Source organism: Streptomyces gardneri (assembly GCF_006539185.1).
Classification (GTDB): Bacteria; Actinomycetota; Actinomycetes; order Streptomycetales; family Streptomycetaceae; genus Streptomyces; species Streptomyces gardneri.
This window is the reverse complement of record NZ_BJMN01000043.1, coordinates 80,500-96,716: the sequence shown is the minus strand read 5'-3', so window position 1 is coordinate 96,716 and position 16,217 is coordinate 80,500. Positions and strand designations below refer to the sequence as shown.

Here is a 16,217-nt window from a genome sequence, read left to right as displayed (position 1 = left end):
CCGACAAGACACCCCCTAGGACTCCTCGGTCTCCGGGGCCTGGATCGTCACCGAGGCGATCGTCTCGGCGATCTCCCGCTCCGCCGTGGCCTTGTCGAGGCCGAGGCCGGTCAGGACGCCCTCGCCGTCCTCGTGCTCCAGGAGCGCCAGCAGGATGTGCTCGGTGCCGACGTAGTTGTGGCCGAGGCGCAGGGCCTCGCGGAACGTCAGCTCCAGGACCTTCTTCGCCGCCGCGTCGTACGGGACGAGCGCGGGTGCCTCGTCGACGGCCGGCGGCAGGGTCGCCGCGACCACCTCGCGGACCCGGTCGAGGGTCACGCCCCGCGAGGTGATCCAGTGCGCCGCGAGCCCCTCGGGCTCGGCGAGCAGGCCCAGGGCCAGGTGGGCCGGGACGATCTCGGCGTTGCTCGCGGCCGTGGCCTCGTTCTGGGAGGCCATGACGACGTTCCGCGCGCGGGGCGTGAAGCGGCTGAACCCCGCGTTCGGGTCCATCTTCTCCGCGTCCGGCTCCTTGGGGACGAAACGCTTCTGGGCCGCCTGGCGGGTGACGCCCATGCTGCGGCCGATGTCGGTCCAGGAGGCGCCGGAGCGGCGGGCCTGGTCCACGAAGTGGCCGATGAGGTGGTCGGCGACATCGCCGAGGTGGTCGGCCGCCATGACCGCCCCGGAGAGCTGTTCCAGGGCGTCGGGGTGGACCTTCTTGATCGCTTCGATGAGCTCGTCGAGACGGATGGGGACCTTCGGAGCGACTGGATTCGTCATGAGGCAACCCTAGGTTGACACCCCTGCACTGTCAACCGTCGGTTGACAGTGAAAAGGGTGCAGTGTGCCCAGCCCGGACGGGTCGCGAAGAGGGGAGGGGGAGAGGCGGAAAAGGGAGACGACCGGGGCCGCCACCCCCCACAGGAGAGGCCCCGGTCGTCATCCACGGAGCCGCAGCACGGCTCCGTACTCCATACAGCGCCGGTGCTGCGCTTTCTGTCACACCCGCACGTGCACCCGCACGTGCGGCACGACGGCCGCTCCCGAAGGTTGCAACTTGTACAAAGACCCCGGACCGCGTGGACGCGGCGCGGGGGCACGACGTAGCGTGCAGGTGCGCGAGGCGGCGTGGCGGCGGTGACCGGCCGCGACGACGCGACGACGCGACCGACGAACAGGGTTTGGGGAGTGCTGGGGGACGACGCGGAGCTGACGGCCGCGGTGCTCGCTGCGCAGGACGGGGACGAGAACGCCTTCCGTACTGTGTATCGCGCCGTGCATCCTCGGTTGGTCGGCTACATACGCACACTGGTCGGCGAGGGCGACGCCGAGGACGTCGCCTCGGAGTCCTGGCTCCAGATCGCGCGCGACCTCGACCGCTTCAGCGGAGACGCGGACCGCTTCCGCGGCTGGGCGGCCCGGATCGCCCGCAACCGCGCGCTGGACCACATCCGGATGCGCGGCCGACGGCCCGCCGTGGGAGCCGACGACACCGAACTCACCGACAAGCCCGCCGAGTCCGACACCGCGGACGAGGCACTGGAAGCCCTGGCCACCGGCCGCACCATGCACCTGATCGCCCAACTCCCGCAGGACCAGGCCGAGGCCGTCGTCCTGCGCGTCGTCGTCGGCCTGGACGCCAAGAGCGCCGCCGACACCCTGGGCAAGCGCCCCGGCGCCGTACGGACCGCCGCGCACCGCGGTCTCAAGAAGCTCGCCGAGCTGCTCGGGGCCGACGGAGCGGTCGACGGAGCGGTCGACGGAGCGACGGACGAGGCAGGTGGGGGCGTCGTTCCGCTGGAGGGCGTGCCTCCGCAACGCGGGCGCGGAGCGGGCTCCGCGAGCCCCGGCGGTGTGACGCATTCGCGTCCCCGTACGCAGAAGGACATGTGATGGCCGACGAGCGCTACCAGTGGCTCGACCAGGAGGCCGCGGAGCGGCTGCTCCGGGGCGAGCCGGTCGATGCCCTCGGCGACCCCGCGCGTACCGAGGCCGGGCGCCTCGCGGAGGCCCTCGAATCGGCCCGTACGCCGTTCACCGCCGCGCCCGGACAGGCCGAGCTGCCCGGCGAGGCGGCGGCACTGGCCGCCTTCCGCAAGGCCTCGGCCGAGCGCGCCGCCCTCGCCGCGGCGGCGACCGCGTCCTCGGCCGGCGCCGCCCGCACCGGTCACGTCGGCCACGCCGAACTGGGCCGCGTGCGACTCGCCACCGCGACCGCCCCCACCCCGTCCGCGCGCCGCCGCTGGGCGCGTTCCGTGCGCTCCGTGCGGTACGGGCTGGCCGCGGCGGTCGCCGCCGTCGCGGTCGGCGGCGTCGCCGTCGCCGCCGGCACGGGCGTGCTGCCGCTGATGACTCCCGAGCCCGCCAACTCCGTCACGGCGGTGGAGAGCCCCGACCCGGTCGTGACGGGCTCGCACGGCGTACGGAAGGACCCCGAGGTGCCGTCGGTGGGACCCGACGGCGTCGAGCCCTCGCCCGGCTCGTCGTCCTCGCCCGGGGCCACGGCCTCCCACGGCTCGCCCTCCGCGCCCCCGTCCCCTTCGCTCTCCGCGCCGCCGGCCACCCGGCACACCCCGGAACCGGGCCGGACGACGCTCCGCCCGGGGGTCAAGGGCACCGAGGGGCCGGTCACGAAGGAGAAGGCCCTCAAGGCCTGCCGGGACTTCCGGTCCGGCCGGCTCGACACCGCCGACCGCCGGCAGCTCACGAGCAGCCTGCGCGGTGGGGAGACCCTCCGCCGGTACTGCGACCGGATGCTCTCCGGCGACCAGGGCGGCTCCCCGGCCTCCGCCGAGCCTCGCGAGGACGGCAAGAAGGACGGCCAGGACGACGGCAAGGACGACGGCAAGGACGACGGCAAGGACGACGGGAAGAGCGACGGCAAGAAGGACGACGGGAAGCGCGGTCGTGAGGCCGACGGCGGCCACGGCGGCACCGGCGGCGACCGCCGTGACGGCCCGGACGGCCGCTCCGACCGCGGCTCCGAGGACGCCGACGAGAGCCGCCGCGGAACCCGTCCCGCAGCAGGTGTGACACTTTCCGGGCCCTCGGCGCAGTACTGAGTGAGCCGACTGGTCATCGGCGGCGCGACGAGCCGGGGTTCCCCCCGTACCTACGGCTCTGCGCACCCGGCGCGGGTGGGGCACGTTCCCCCGGTCCCACCCGCGCCCCTTCTTCCCCTCCGCGCCACTACCAGTGGACGACGACCTTGTCGCCGACCTTCACCTGGTCGAAGAGGGCCGAGAGCTTCGCCCGGTCCCGGACGTTGACGCAGCCGTGCGAGGCCCCGGCGTAGCCGCGGGCCGCGAAGTCCGACGAGTAGTGCACCGCCTGGCCGCGGCTGAAGAACATCGCGTACGGCATGGGCGTGTGGTAAATCGTCGACGTCCACTTGCGGGCCTTCCACTCCACGCTGAACGTGCCCTCGCGGGTCGGGGTGTTCTCCGAGCCGAAGCGGACGTCCATGGACGAGACGACCTTGCCGTCGATCATCCAGGCCAGGGTCCGGCTCTCCTTGCTGATGCAGAGCACCCGGCCGGTCATGCAGCGCGCGTCCGGGGTGTCCAGCTGGTTCGTCGTCGACGGCCTCAGCTCGTCGGCCGTCGGCTTCCGGCTGGCGGCGAGCAGCCGCTCCCACGTCGTGAGGTCGACCGAACCCGTCAGAGGCAGCCCCTGCTTCTTCTGGAACGCCTTGACCGAGCCCGCCGTCATCGTCCCGTAGAAGCCGGTGGGGGCCCGGTCGAAGTGGTGGAGCTGCCGGAGCCGCGCCTGGAGCTCGCGGACCTGCTCGTTCTCGTCACCGTCCTTCAAGAGGCCCTCGACCGTGCCGGTGGTGGCGGAGGGGGACGGCGGCTTTCCGTCCGTGCTCGGCGTGGAGGACGCGGGCGTGGTCGGCGTCCCGGTCGTGCCGGGGGCGGTGGAGGCCGTCGCGCTCGGCGTCGTCGAGGCCTTCGGCGGCTTCGACGCGCCCGCGCCGCCGCCTCCCGGATCGGCCGCCTGCGCCGTACAGCCCGCGGCCAGCGCCACCGCTGCCGCCGCCAGTACCACTCTGCGTATGACGGACGTGGTCCGCTTCATCGTTGCCCCCCGGGACGAGTCGTGTGTACGTAGGGATGCTTCCCGCGCGCGTGCGGTTGCGTACGCGCGTACGAAGATCGGACGGTGGCGCGGAAAGCTCCGAGCAGGGTCTCAGCGCGCTGTCCACCGACGGCCGAGGGCCCGCCGCTACAGTCCGACGCGAGGGTCCGTACCGCTGGGTGGCAGGTCTATCGGGAAGGCACAGCACATGGCGCGCGAGTCGGAGTCGGGGCTGCCGATCGAGCCGGTTTACGGGCCGGGGGCTTTGGAGGGGTGGGACCCGGCGGGAAAGCTGGGTGAGCCGGGCGCGTACCCCTTCACGCGTGGTGTGTATCCGTCGATGTACACGGGTCGGCCGTGGACGATGCGGCAGTACGCGGGTTTCGGTACGGCGTCGGAGTCGAACGCGCGGTACAAGCAGTTGATCGCGAACGGCACGATGGGTTTGTCGGTCGCCTTCGATCTGCCGACGCAGATGGGTCACGACAGTGACGCGCCGATTTCCTCGGGGGAGGTCGGGAAGGTGGGTGTGGCGATCGATTCGATCGACGACATGCGGGTGTTGTTCGACGGGATTCCGTTGGACAAGGTGTCGACGTCGATGACGATCAACGCTCCTGGTTCGCTTCTCCTTCTCCTCTACCAGTTGGTGGGTGAGGAGCAGGGCGTCCCGGCGGATCAGCTGACGGGCACGATTCAGAACGATGTGCTGAAGGAGTACATCGCGCGGGGGACGTACATCTTCCCGCCGAAGCCGTCGTTGCGTCTGATCGCGGACATCTTCAAGTACTGCCGGGCCGAGATTCCGAAGTGGAACACGATTTCGATCTCGGGCTATCACATGGCGGAGGCGGGTGCCTCGCCGGCGCAGGAGATCGCCTTCACTCTCGCGGACGGCATCGAGTACGTGCGCACGGCGGTCGCCGCCGGAATGGATGTCGACGATTTCGCTCCGCGGCTGTCGTTCTTCTTCGTCGCCCGCACGACGATTCTCGAAGAGGTGGCGAAGTTCCGTGCGGCGCGTCGGATCTGGGCGCGGGTGATGAAGGAGGAGTTCGGCGCGAAGAACCCGAAGTCGCTGATGCTCCGCTTCCACACCCAGACCGCCGGCGTCCAGCTGACCGCCCAGCAGCCCGAGGTCAACCTGGTCCGCGTCGCCGTCCAGGGCCTCGCGGCGGTCCTCGGCGGTACGCAGTCGCTCCACACGAACTCCTTCGACGAGGCGATCGCCCTCCCCACGGACAAGTCGGCCCGGCTCGCCCTGCGTACGCAGCAGGTCCTGGCGTACGAGACGGACGTGACGGCGACGGTCGACCCCTTCGCGGGTTCGTACGTGGTCGAGAAGATGACCGACGACGTCGAGGCGGCGGCGCTGGAGCTGATGGCCAAGGTCGAGGCGATGGGCGGTGCGGTCGCGGCGATCGAGCGCGGTTTCCAGAAGGGGGAGATCGAGCGCTCGGCGTACCGGATCGCGCAGCAGACCGACAGCGGCGAGCGGGTCGTCGTCGGCGTCAACCGCTACACGATCGACGTCGAGGAGCCCTACGAACACCTCCGCGTCGACCCGGCCATCGAGGCCCAGCAGGCCGAGCGCCTCGCCGCGCTCCGCGCCGAGCGCGACCAGGAGGCCGTGGACGCGGCACTGGCGGAGCTGAGGAGGGCGGCGGAGGGCACGGACAACGTCCTCTATCCGATGAAGGACGCGCTCAGGGCGCGGGCGACGGTCGGGGAGGTCTGCAACGCCCTGCGCGAGGTGTGGGGCACGTACGTCCCCAGCGACGCCTTCTAGCTCTCCGGGCCCCGTAGACGCAGGTCACGCAGGTCACTGCGGACTGTCGCACCCGTGTGCGACACTCCGCTTCATGCTGGGTGTCACAGATCTGCCGACCTATCTCGTGGGGCTCGTCCTCATCATCCTTCTGCCGGGGCCGAACTCGCTGTACGTGCTGTCCGTCGCCGCCCGCAAGGGCACGCGGACCGGGTACAAGGCCGCCGCCGGAGTCTTCACCGGGGACGCGGTCCTGATGACACTGGCCGCCCTCGGCGCGGCCTCGCTCCTCCAGACCACCCCGCTCCTCTTCACCGTCGTGAAGTACGCGGGCGCCGGTTACCTGGCCTGGATGGCGTACGGGATGCTGCGGGCCGCCTGGGCGATGTGGCGCGGCCGGGGCGGTTCGGCGGACGTCGAGGCGGAGCAGCCCCTGGCCGGGCCGGCGGAGCGGCCGTACCGCCGCGCACTGCTCATCAGCCTGTTCAACCCGAAGGCGATCCTCTTCCTGATCTCGTTCTTCGTGCAGTTCGTCGACCCGGGATACGCCTACCCGGCGCTCTCCTTCCTGGTGCTCGGCACGCTGCTCCAGGTCGGCAGCTTCCTCTACCTGACGATGCTGATATTCGGCGGGACGCGGCTCGCGGCCGCGTTCCGGAGCCGTCGGCGGCTCTCGGCCGGGGCGACCTCCGCGGCGGGCGCGCTCTTCCTCGGCTTCGCGGTGAAGCTGTCCCTCAGCAGCGCCGCTTGACCCTGACACCGTGTGAGGCCGTTCCGTAGGAGTCGTCATGTTCATCATCGGAGACTTCGCCCGGCACGGGCGGGTGTCGGTCCGGATGCTGCGTCACTACGACGCCATCGGACTGCTGCGCCCGGCCCGGGTCGACCCGCACTCGGGCTACCGCTTCTACACCGCGGAGCAGCTCGCCCGGCTCAACCGCGTCATCGCGCTCAAGGACCTCGGCTTCACCCTCGAACAGGTGGGCGCGATCCTCGACGAGCAGATCGACGCGGACGAGCTGCGGGGCATGCTGCGTCTGCGCCAGGCCGAGCTGGAAGCGGCCCTTCAGGCGGCGCGGGCCCGGCTCAACCAGGTCGGTGCGCGGCTCCGAGCCATCGAGACGGAGGGACGCATGTCCACCCAGGACGTCGTCGTCAAGAAGATCCCCGCCGTGCGGATCGCCGAACTGAGCACGGTCGCCGCGAGCTTCGGCCCGCACGACATCGGCCCGGCCATCGGGCCGCTGTACGACGAGCTGTGCGGCCGTCTGGAGGCCGCCGGCGTCACCGGCTTCGGTCCGGGGATCGCGTACTACGAGGACGCGGGCAAGGGGGACGGTTCCGTCCTGGTGCACGCCGGCATGACGGTCCCGGAGGGGACGGTCGTGGAGGGCGTCACGGTGCACGTCCTGCCCGGCATCGAGCAGGCCGCGACCATCGTCCACCGGGGGTCGATGGACGACATCCTGCCGACCGTGCAGACGCTGGCCCGCTGGATGGAGACCAACGGCTACGAGACGGAGCACTACGCCCGCGAGCTGTACCTGGAGTGCCCGGAGGACCGCTCGCAGTGGGTGACGGAGATCCAGGAGTCGATCGTCCGCGCCTGAGGTGTCAGGGAGGGGCCCGGGACCCCCGCACGGGTCCCGGGCCCTGGCTCTGTGCGGCGACCGCCCGCCCTACTTCCGGGCGGCGCTCCGCTTCCGCAGTTCCTTGCGCAGGCGCAGCGCCTGGCGCGCCAGGCGGCGGACCTGTGGGTGCCGGGGGAGCGGGAGGCCGCCCGGCAGGTCGAGGACGGTGAGGCGCCGACGGGTGAAGTGGTGCCGGGTGCGCTCGGCGTGCGGGCCCGACAGATGCCGCGCCGCCGCCTCCCGCAGGTCCGCCCGTATCTTCGGCTGCATCGCGAAGCCGACCGCGGCGACCAGGTCGTTCAGCTCCGCCACGTCCGGGCCCGGCCCGGCCGGCTCGTCCGCGCCGCCCTCCTCCAGGGGCGGGACGACCGCGTCCACCACCGTGAGCGGGATCCGGTTGCTGTTCTGGAACGGGGTGAGCCGCTCAAGGAGCGTGCCCGTACCGACCCGGGCGACCGGCAGCCCGTAGAAGGAGCTCGCCGTGAGCAGCGCCGTGGAGAAGCAGCCGACCACGAGGGCGGGCCGCAGCTCGCGGTAGAGCACCTCGGCGAGCACGGTCCTGTCCTCGACGGTCAGCTCGGCGCCGAGCCGCTCCGCCTCGTCCACCAGCGACTGCGTCCAGGCGTCCGGGGCCGTCGGGTGCGGCTTGAAGACGAGCCGGCGGTGTCCCCGGGCGACCGCCCCGCGGACCATCCGCAGGTGCAGCTCCTCCTCCTCGTCGGCGGTGAGCAGCTTCAGGGCGGCCAGGTACTGGCCGAGGAGGAGCGCGGGGCCCTCCGCGGCCGTCGCTCCCGCGACCGGTCCGGACAGCTCCTCGACGATCTTCGTGAAGGCCTCCGCCGGTACGGCCTCCGGCGCCGCGCCGAACTCGGCGAGCAGCAGCGGTTCGAGCCCGGGGACGAGGTCCAGGTGGAGGAGTCTGCGGACCCGCCCGCCGATCAGCGGGTCGATCTTGTTGCGGGTCGGTCCGTAGCTCATCAGGCCGTCGGCGTAGACGGTGACGGGCGCGTCGGGCAGCAGCTGGGCGATGGCGAGCGCGGGGGTGACCTGGAGGGATTCCAGGGCGAGTTCGACGCGGTCGTCGCCGAGGTCCCAGATCCGCCGCAGATGGCGCTGGAGCATCGGCATGTCCTGCCCCCGGGGCGTCCAGCCGGCGGGGTGGAGCGGGGAGATCGTCTCGTTCCAGGACAGGACGGAGTCGAAGCGGCCGCGCAGCCGCTCGAAGCCCTCGGCCTCGTCGACGGCCGGGGTGGTCTCCGGTACGGCGGCGTTGTTGGTGACGAGCAGGATCCGGCGGTCGGCCCGGCCGAAGCAGCCGCTGTCCAGCGCGGCGGCCAGGGTCGCCGCCCCGTAGAGCGTCGAGGCGCAGAAGATCTGGGTGGTGCGTCGGGCGCTCATGCCGCGACCTCCGGGGTGCCGTGCGCGACGGTGCGGGAGACCGACACCGGTGTCGGGTCGGGTGCCGCCGGCGGCGGTGCCGGGCGCTGCTTCCGCAGCTTGCGCAGCATCGCCGCGCGGTCCCCGCCCATCGCCGCCAGGGCCTCGTCGAGGACGCCCTGCGGCATCCGGCGCAGCGCGCCCGCGCTCATCGCCTTCAACTGGCCGGCCACCTCGGGTTCGAATCGTCCGATCCCGCCGATGTGATGGGAAATCAGCGCGCAATACGTGCGGACGGCTTTGGGGAGAAGACGGTCGGCGGCCGGGTCCTTCGCGGTTTCCTCGATCACCTGGTCGAATGCGCGGATGAAATCCAATTGCCGGACGTCGCCGATCTGGGTGAGCGAGGTCGTGACTCCGCGCCGGTAGAAGACACCGAGCTCGCCGATCGCCGCGAACGATTCCGCCTCGCGGTGCAGCTTCCAGATCCAGGGGCGGTCCTCGGCGGTCCGCAGGCCGTGCGGGAAGTGGAGGAGTCCGCGCTCCTTGAGTCGTCGGTGGTAGATCCCGGCCCACGCGTACGGGTAGTCGACGGAGGTCGTCCGGTGGGCCGGCAGTATCGCCTCGCGCGGGTCGAGCACCTCGTCGCGACGGGCGACGGGGGCCTGCCGGACCGTGCGCTTGCGGCCGGAGACGGAGACGTGGTCGGTGCGCAGGAAGTCGCAGCCCAGCCTGTCCATGGCGGCGACGAGCCGCCCGTAGTAGCCGTGGGCGAGCCAGTCGTCCCCGTCGAGGAAGGTGACGTACTCGCCGCGGGCCGCGTCGAGGCCCGTGTTGCGGGCCGTGGCGAGGCCTTCGTTGCGTTCGTGCCTGAGCAGGACCGCACCCGGGACGTCGCGTACGGCCCGTTCGAGGATTTCGGGAGTCCCGTCGGACGAGCAGTCGTCGACAAGGAGGAACTCGAAGTCCTCGCGGGCGTTGGCACGCAGGCTGGTGAGGGTGTCGGGGGCATATGTCTGCACGTTGAAGAACGGCACGACCACGGAGAGCTTGACCACGTGGCCGACGCTAGGCGCCGCCCCGGCACTCTCCCCGACCGGTGGGGGGATATTCGGTGAACACCAAGCGGCGGGCCGATTAACCACCTTTACCGGAAAGGAAATCAGGCCCCCATCCCGGCCGATTCCGGCCGACATACGACCTGCTTAACAAGTCGGTGAGGCGCTGTTCACCCGTTGTTGTGTCTCAGTTGGGCCGGAAAGCGAAATGCCCTTCTAGCGTCCTCGACGTGCCATCACGTACCAACGAGGCAGTACGAGTAGCCGTACTCGCCGACTCCGACACCCGGTGGAAATGGGGCGCCCTCACGGCGCGCCGCATCACCACGGCGACAGCCGAACCCACCGGATTCGTCCTGCGGGGACGGGCCACACCCACCCCGCGCCAGCTCGCCGAGACCGGGGTGTCCACGACCACCCCGAGCGAGGTGACCGGCGCGGAGTTCCTCCGTGCCGTCCGGGACGCGGAGGAACGCGGAGAGGGATACGACGTCATCGTCCTCGCCCTCGTCGGCGGCACCGTCCGGGCCGTCCTCCAGGGTCTCGCCGACCTGGCCCTGGTCCGGCGCCCGGTGATCGTCACCGGCTATGTCGGCGTCGTCTACGAGAAGCTCACCGACGGGCTCCTCCTGCGCCACGGCGCCGACGTCGTCCTCGCCAACTCCCGTCACGACGCCGAGCGTTTCCGGGCCGTCTACGAGGGCGTGGGCGCCGGCTCCGACTCGGTCGTCGAAGCCGCGCTGCCCTTCCTCGGCGGCGCACCGCACACCCCCGAGGCCGGCCGCGACACCCTCGTCTTCGCCGCCCAGCCGTCCGTGCCCGCCACCCGGGCCGAACGCACCTACGTCCTGCGACGGCTGATCGACCACGCCCGCCTCCACCCGGGGCGCGAGGTACTCCTCAAGCTCCGCTCCAAGCCGGGTGAACACACCACGCACCTGGAGGAGTTCCCCTTCCAGAAGCTGGTCCGCGACCTCGACCCGCCCGCCAACTTCCGTCTCGTGTACGGGCACATGGGCGAGGTCCTCGACCGGACCGACCTCCTGGTCACCGTCTCCTCCACGGCCGCGCTCGAAGCCCTCCACCGCCGGATCCCCACCGCGATCCTCACCGACCTCGGGGTCCGCGAGGCGCTCGGCAACCACCACTTCGTCGGCTCCGGCCTGCTGACCTCCTTCGACGGACTCGACAAGGGACTCGCCCCGATACCCGACGAGACCTGGCTCGCCCGACAGGGCGTGGCATCCGACAGCCCGTACGAAGAAGCCTTCGACGCGGCCCGCGACCGGGTCGCCGCACTCCTGGCGCTCCCCGCGCTGCCCCCGATCACCCCCTACTACACAGCGGAGACGGCCCCCGGCTACCTGCCCGGGATCCTCGCCCGCCACCGCCTGGACGTCACCGCGCCCGAGCCCCGCGAGAGCGGCCTCCGCCGGATCGTCCGGGAGGCGGCGCGGGGCGCGTACCGGCACGGCGTGCAGCGCGTGGCCCCCGTCATCCGCCGGCTGGGAGAACTCTGATGCCGACGACACCACCGCCGACCGCCCCCACCGTGCTCGCCGTCATCCCCGCCCGGGGCGGCTCCAAGGGCGTCCCCGCCAAGAACCTCGCCCCCGTGGCCGGTGTCCCGCTCGTGGCCCGCGCCGTGCGCGCCTGCCTGGGCGCCCGCACGGTCACCCACGTCGTGGTCTCCACCGACGACGCCGCCATCGCCGCGGCGGCCCGCTCCGCCGGAGCCGAGGCCGTGCACCGCCCCGCCGAGATCGCGGGCGACACCGCGACCAGCGAGGCCGCCGTCCTGCACGCGATGGACGCCTTCGAGGCCACCCACGGCCGGCCGGCCGACGCCGTCCTCCTCGTCCAGTGCACGAGCCCCTTCCTCACCTCCGCCGAGGTCGCCGAGACCGCCGAGCGCGTCACCTCGGGCGCCGCCGACACGGCCTTCACGGCGGCCCCGTCCCACGGCTTCCTCTGGCGCGACACGGTCAGCGACGGCGCCGAGGGCGTCAACCACGACAAGGCGCACCGCCCCCGCCGTCAGGACCGGGAGCCCGAGTACCTGGAGACCGGGGCCGTCTACGCCATGGACGCGGCCGGCTTCCGTACCCACGGACACCGCTTCTTCGGGCGTACCGCGCTCGTCGTCACCGACCCCGCCCGGGTCCTGGAGATCGACGACCCGCACGACCTCGCCCGCGCCAAGGCCCTCGCGCCGCTCCTCGACGAGCCCGTCACGCCCGGCTTCGCCGACGTCGACGCCGTCGTCCTCGACTTCGACGGCACCCAGACCGACGACCGGGTCCACCTCGACGCCGAGGGACGCGAGTTCGTCTCCGCGCACCGCGGCGACGGACTCGGCATCGCGGCCCTGCGCCGCGCCGGCCTCCCCGTCCTCATCCTCTCCACCGAACAGAACGCCGTCGTCGCCGCCCGCGCCCGCAAGCTCAAGATCCCCGTCCTGCACGGCATCGACCGCAAGGACCGGGCCCTCAAGGAGTGGTGCGAGGCCGAGGGCATCGACCCGCAGCGCGTGCTCTACGCCGGCAACGACGTCAACGACCTGCCCTGCTTCCACCTCGTCGGCTGGCCCGTCGCGGTGAGCAGCGCCCACGACTCCGTACGGGCCGCGGCCCGCGCGGTCACCGCCACCCCCGGCGGTTTCGGAGCGATCCGCGAGATCGCCGCCTGGCTCCTCGGACCCGAGCTCGACACCCCCGCACCCCGCTTCCCCAACTCCTAAGGAACAGCACCATGAGCACCCGTCTGCGCACCTTCGGTTCGAAGACCGCCGGCCCCGGCCAGTCCGTCTACATCACCGGCGAGATCGGCATCAACCACAACGGCGAGCTCGACAACGCCCTCGCCCTCATCGACGTCGCCGCCGAGGCCGGCTGTGACGCCGTCAAGTTCCAGAAGCGCACCCCGGAGATCTGCACCCCGCGCGACCAGTGGGACATCGAGCGGGACACCCCCTGGGGCCGGATGACCTACATCGACTACCGCCACCGCGTGGAGTTCGGCGAGGACGAGTACCGCGCCATCGACGAGCACTGCAAGAAGCAGGGCATCGACTGGTTCGCCTCTCCGTGGGACACCGAGGCCGTCGCCTTCCTGGAGAAGTTCGACGTCCCCGCCCACAAGGTCGCCTCCGCCTCCCTCACCGACGACGAGCTGCTCCGCGAGCTCCGCGCCACCGGCCGTACGGTCATCCTCTCCACGGGCATGTCCACCCCGAAGCAGATCCGCCACGCGGTCGAGGTCCTCGGCTCGGACAACATCCTGCTCTGCCACGCCACCTCCACCTACCCGGCCAAGGCCGAGGAGCTCAACCTCCGCGTGATCAACACGTTGAAGGAGGAGTACCCGAACGTCCCGATCGGCTACTCCGGCCACGAGACCGGCCTGCAGACCACCCTCGCCGCCGTCGCCCTCGGCGCCACCTTCGTCGAGCGCCACATCACCCTCGACCGCGCCATGTGGGGCTCCGACCAGGCCGCCTCCGTCGAGCCGCAGGGCCTCCAGCGCCTCGTCCGCGACATCCGCACCATCGAGACCGCCCTCGGCGACGGCGTCAAGAAGGTCTACGAGTCGGAGCTCGGCCCGATGAAGAAGCTCCGCCGGGTCCAGGGGCTCGTCGCCGCATGACCGGGCAGCTGGCGTTCGTCGAGAGTCCGGTCCAGCTCCTCAACGTCCTGGAATGGGCGCACACGCAGGCGCCCGACCGGGCGCCCGGCGAGCCGCCCGCGCCCGCCCTCACGGTCGTCGTCCTCTCGCCGACCGACCCCATGTCGCGTGGCCAGCTGCGCCGGATGGCCCAGCTGGCCCGCGACGAGGGCCTCGCCGTCCACTGGCAGGAGGCCCGCGGCGGCCGGGGCGCCCTCGTCCGCACGCTGCGGCGGCTCGCCCCGCCGCTGCGCCGGGCGGAGCGGGTCATCATCGGCGACCCGTTCTCCCGCTACGTGCAGCTGCTCCTGTCGCTGTTCTCCCCCCGGCACCTGACGGTGGTCGACGACGGCACCGCCACCATGGAGTTCGCCGCCCAGCTCGGCCGCGGCGAGCGCCTGGTGCGCTGGCACCGCAAGGGGAACCTGGGCCCGCGTGAGCTGGTCCTCGCCCCGGTGACCTCGCTGGCCCGCCGGCGGCTCGCCCCGGCCCGCGGCCGTACGGTCGAGATCTTCACGTCGCTGCCCGTCGAGGCCCCGGCCGGCGTCGAGGTCACGGAGAACTCCTACGCCTGGACCCGGGCCCGCTTCGGCCCCCCGCTGCTGACCGGCGGCGCGGACCTGGTGGGCACCTCGCTCGTCGAGACGGGCGTCGTCGACGCCGACCACTACGCGCGCGTGGTCGCGGAGCTGGCCCGCGCCCACGGCGCGACCCGCTACTTCGCGCACCGCCGCGAGAGCGCCGAGAAGCTGCACCGCATCGCCGTCGAGACCGGCCTTCAGGTGGTCCGGCCCGAGCTGCCCCTGGAGCTGATCGCCCGCCGCGGCCCCATCGGCCGCACCGTCGTCAGCTTCCCGTCCACGGTCGTCCACACCCTCCCGCTGGCCCTCGCCGGTACGGGGGTCAAGGTCGCCGTCATCGAGGTCGCGCCCGAGTGGCTGCGGGCGACCGCCTCGCCGCGCGCCCAGGGCTTCCTGTCCGGGGTGGCGGGCACGGCGGCCCACGAGGTCGACCGCCTCACCGCACGCGCCGCCGGAGCCGTCGGCCCCATCGGCCCCGCGGGCCCCACCGGAGCCGCCGGAGCGGCCTGAATCCGTCGCTCGGCTCGAAATCGGCGCAGCGTACCCATATGGAAGGGCCTTCATGCCTGCCAAACCGAGATTCTTTCCCCTAACGGGCTGAACTTTTCGTGATCAACGGGCAGTTGACCCTCGAAGGGGCCTACCCTTCAAAAGGTGAACCAGTTGAAGTCCCGTGAGCCAGGCTCCGTCACCCTGCCCGGAACGCTGTCCGCACCCCTGCGCGCCGAACTGATCGCCTTCCGCAGGGACTTGCACATGCACCCCGAGCTGGGCAACCAGGAGTTCCGTACGACCGCCGCGCTCAAGGCCCGCCTGGAGGCGGCCGGCCTCGCGCCGAAGGTCCTGCCGGCCGGCACCGGACTCATCTGTGACATCGGCACCCCGGACCGCCGCCGCCCCATGCTCGCGATCCGCGCCGACATCGACGCGCTGCCCATCCCGGACGTGAAGACCGTCGCCTACCGCTCCACCGTGGCCAACCGCGCGCACGCCTGCGGACACGACGTCCACACCACCACCGTCCTGGGCGCCGGACTCGTCCTCGCCGAACTGGACCGGCAGGGTCTCCTCCCGAACGCGGTGCGGCTCCTCTTCCAGCCCGCCGAGGAGGTGCTGCCCGGCGGCGCCGCCGACGCGATCGAGGCCGGAGTGCTCGACGGCGTCGGCCGGATCATCGCCGTCCACTGCGACCCCAGGGTGGACGCGGGGAAGATCGGGCTGCGCGCCGGCCCCATCACCTCGGCCTGCGACCGGCTCGAAGTCACCCTCGACGGCCCCGGCGGCCACACGGCCCGCCCGCACCTCACCACCGACCTCGTCACCGCCGCCGCCCGCGTCGCCACCGACGTCCCCGCCGTCCTCGCCCGCCGGATCGACGCCCGCTCGGGCCTCTCGGTCACCTGGGGCCGCATCGAGGCGGGCCACGCCCCCAACGTCATCCCGCAGCACGCCGAGCTCTCCGGCACGGTCCGCTGCCTCGACCTGCCGACCTGGCGCGAAGCGCCCGACCTGGTCCACGCGGCGATCGACGAGGTCGCGACCCTGCACCGCGCGAAGTCGACCGTGAACTACGTCCGGGGCGTCCCCCCGGTCGTCAACGACGCGGTGGTCACCGAACTGCTCGCCGACGCGATGACCGCCCGCCGCGGGCCGTACGCGATCGAGAGCACCGAGCAGAGCCTCGGCGGCGAGGACTTCTCCTGGTACCTGGAGCACGTCCCCGGCGCCATGGCCCGCCTCGGCGTCCGCACTCCCGGCGACACCCGCGTCCGTGACCTGCACGCGGGCGACTTCGACGTGGACGAAAGCTGCATCGAGGCGGCCGTGGAGCTCTTCACGGCCGCGGCCCTGCTCGACCGCAGGGGCTGATTCCGGCCATTCCGGTTGTTCCGGGCGGCGGGGGGAGCCGGGGTGTCGCCATCCGCCCGGGGATCCCGCCGCCCGTAGGGTGGGAGGAGCGTCACGGGGTCCCGCCCCCCCGCCGGGTGTCGGATCGTCCCCGTGCCGCTACCGTCTGGTACGACTCGCGGGCGTCGATCCGGTAACGACTCATGAACGGGTCTTTAACTGACATCTACGC

At 72.2% G+C, this 16,217-nt stretch carries 14 protein-coding genes; 10 read left to right on the top strand and 4 right to left on the bottom strand.

What is annotated here, in order from left to right:
* Positions 1 to 15: 15 nt before the first annotated feature.
* Positions 16 to 762 carry a Clp protease N-terminal domain-containing protein gene (locus SGA01_RS30155; RefSeq protein ID WP_141300348.1) on the bottom strand — a complete coding sequence of 249 codons (747 nt, stop codon included), beginning with the start codon at positions 760 to 762 and terminating at the stop codon, positions 16 to 18.
* Positions 763 to 1,170: 408 nt separating this feature from the next.
* On the opposite strand from SGA01_RS30155, the gene SGA01_RS30150 reads away from it, so the two are divergent.
* Positions 1,171 to 1,875: an RNA polymerase sigma factor gene (locus SGA01_RS30150; RefSeq protein ID WP_141300346.1), complete on the top strand. Its 705-nt coding sequence runs from the start codon at positions 1,171 to 1,173 to the stop codon at positions 1,873 to 1,875.
* Positions 1,875 to 3,044, top strand: coding sequence for a hypothetical protein (locus SGA01_RS30145; protein WP_141300344.1), 1,170 nt, complete (start codon positions 1,875 to 1,877; stop codon positions 3,042 to 3,044). Before SGA01_RS30150 ends, SGA01_RS30145 begins: the two co-directional genes overlap by 1 nt.
* Before the next feature lie 127 nt (positions 3,045 to 3,171).
* Here SGA01_RS30145 and SGA01_RS30140 read toward each other — a convergent pair whose 3' ends face one another.
* On the bottom strand, positions 3,172 to 4,059 hold the full coding sequence (locus tag SGA01_RS30140; RefSeq protein WP_141300342.1) for a L,D-transpeptidase family protein: 888 nt from the start codon (positions 4,057 to 4,059) through the stop codon (positions 3,172 to 3,174).
* Between the two features lie 208 nt (positions 4,060 to 4,267).
* Between SGA01_RS30140 and SGA01_RS30135 the strand changes: the two genes are divergently transcribed.
* The 3 genes from SGA01_RS30135 to SGA01_RS30125 all read left to right on the top strand — a co-directional run bounded on the left by SGA01_RS30135 (position 4,268) and on the right by SGA01_RS30125 (position 7,437).
* The gene (locus tag SGA01_RS30135) at positions 4,268 to 5,848 is read left to right on the top strand and encodes an acyl-CoA mutase large subunit family protein (protein WP_141300340.1); all 1,581 of its coding nucleotides are present in this window, start codon (positions 4,268 to 4,270) and stop codon (positions 5,846 to 5,848) included.
* A 73-nt stretch (positions 5,849 to 5,921) separates the two neighbouring features.
* A complete protein-coding gene (gene leuE / locus SGA01_RS30130) occupies positions 5,922 to 6,578 on the top strand; it encodes a leucine efflux protein LeuE (RefSeq protein ID WP_055641717.1) in 657 nt (218 codons plus the stop codon).
* 37 nt (positions 6,579 to 6,615) lie between these two features.
* The gene (locus SGA01_RS30125) at positions 6,616 to 7,437 is read left to right on the top strand and encodes a MerR family transcriptional regulator (RefSeq protein WP_141300338.1); all 822 of its coding nucleotides are present in this window, start codon (positions 6,616 to 6,618) and stop codon (positions 7,435 to 7,437) included.
* A gap of 69 nt (positions 7,438 to 7,506) precedes the next feature.
* On the opposite strand, the gene SGA01_RS30120 is transcribed toward SGA01_RS30125, so the two are convergent.
* Both SGA01_RS30120 and SGA01_RS30115 read right to left on the bottom strand, forming a co-directional pair.
* A complete protein-coding gene (locus tag SGA01_RS30120) occupies positions 7,507 to 8,856 on the bottom strand; it encodes an alpha-2,8-polysialyltransferase family protein (protein WP_141300336.1) in 1,350 nt (449 codons plus the stop codon).
* Positions 8,853 to 9,893 carry a glycosyltransferase family 2 protein gene (locus SGA01_RS30115; RefSeq protein WP_141300334.1) on the bottom strand — a complete coding sequence of 347 codons (1,041 nt, stop codon included), beginning with the start codon at positions 9,891 to 9,893 and terminating at the stop codon, positions 8,853 to 8,855. Before SGA01_RS30115 ends, SGA01_RS30120 begins: the two co-directional genes overlap by 4 nt.
* A 230-nt stretch (positions 9,894 to 10,123) precedes the next feature.
* Here SGA01_RS30115 and SGA01_RS30110 point away from each other — a divergent pair, with 230 nt between their 5' ends.
* The 5 genes from SGA01_RS30110 to SGA01_RS30090 all read left to right on the top strand — a co-directional run bounded on the left by SGA01_RS30110 (position 10,124) and on the right by SGA01_RS30090 (position 16,006).
* Positions 10,124 to 11,413 carry a DUF6716 putative glycosyltransferase gene (locus SGA01_RS30110; protein ID WP_141300332.1) on the top strand — a complete coding sequence of 430 codons (1,290 nt, stop codon included), beginning with the start codon at positions 10,124 to 10,126 and terminating at the stop codon, positions 11,411 to 11,413.
* A complete protein-coding gene (locus SGA01_RS30105; RefSeq protein WP_141300330.1) occupies positions 11,413 to 12,633 on the top strand; it encodes an acylneuraminate cytidylyltransferase in 1,221 nt (406 codons plus the stop codon). The genes SGA01_RS30110 and SGA01_RS30105 overlap by 1 nt, the downstream gene beginning before the upstream one ends.
* 11 nt (positions 12,634 to 12,644) lie before the next feature.
* The gene (locus SGA01_RS30100; RefSeq protein ID WP_055641711.1) at positions 12,645 to 13,538 is read left to right on the top strand and encodes an N-acetylneuraminate synthase family protein; all 894 of its coding nucleotides are present in this window, start codon (positions 12,645 to 12,647) and stop codon (positions 13,536 to 13,538) included.
* Positions 13,535 to 14,647 (top strand): hypothetical protein, encoded by a 1,113-nt coding sequence (locus tag SGA01_RS30095; RefSeq protein WP_141300328.1) that lies wholly within the window; start codon positions 13,535 to 13,537, stop codon positions 14,645 to 14,647. The genes SGA01_RS30100 and SGA01_RS30095 overlap by 4 nt, the downstream gene beginning before the upstream one ends.
* A gap of 144 nt (positions 14,648 to 14,791) precedes the next feature.
* Entirely contained in the window at positions 14,792 to 16,006 is a 1,215-nt protein-coding gene (locus tag SGA01_RS30090) for an amidohydrolase (protein ID WP_141300326.1), read from the top strand.
* The last annotated feature ends 211 nt before the right edge of the window (positions 16,007 to 16,217 follow it).

Bases quoted from the DNA above. Each gene is read 5' to 3' on its own strand.
- SGA01_RS30100 (WP_055641711.1), top strand. From the start codon at position 12,645: ATGAGCACCCGTCTGCGCACCTTCGGTTCGAAGACCGCCGGCCCCGGC.
- SGA01_RS30125 (WP_141300338.1), top strand. From the start codon at position 6,616: ATGTTCATCATCGGAGACTTCGCCCGGCACGGGCGGGTGTCGGTCCGG.
- SGA01_RS30145 (WP_141300344.1), top strand. From the start codon at position 1,875: ATGGCCGACGAGCGCTACCAGTGGCTCGACCAGGAGGCCGCGGAGCGG.
- SGA01_RS30095 (WP_141300328.1), top strand. From the start codon at position 13,535: ATGACCGGGCAGCTGGCGTTCGTCGAGAGTCCGGTCCAGCTCCTCAAC.
- SGA01_RS30105 (WP_141300330.1), top strand. From the start codon at position 11,413: ATGCCGACGACACCACCGCCGACCGCCCCCACCGTGCTCGCCGTCATC.
- SGA01_RS30155 (WP_141300348.1), bottom strand. From the start codon at position 762: ATGACGAATCCAGTCGCTCCGAAGGTCCCCATCCGTCTCGACGAGCTC.
- SGA01_RS30140 (WP_141300342.1), bottom strand. From the start codon at position 4,059: ATGAAGCGGACCACGTCCGTCATACGCAGAGTGGTACTGGCGGCGGCA.
- leuE (WP_055641717.1), top strand. From the start codon at position 5,922: ATGCTGGGTGTCACAGATCTGCCGACCTATCTCGTGGGGCTCGTCCTC.
- SGA01_RS30135 (WP_141300340.1), top strand. From the start codon at position 4,268: ATGGCGCGCGAGTCGGAGTCGGGGCTGCCGATCGAGCCGGTTTACGGG.
- SGA01_RS30120 (WP_141300336.1), bottom strand. From the start codon at position 8,856: ATGAGCGCCCGACGCACCACCCAGATCTTCTGCGCCTCGACGCTCTAC.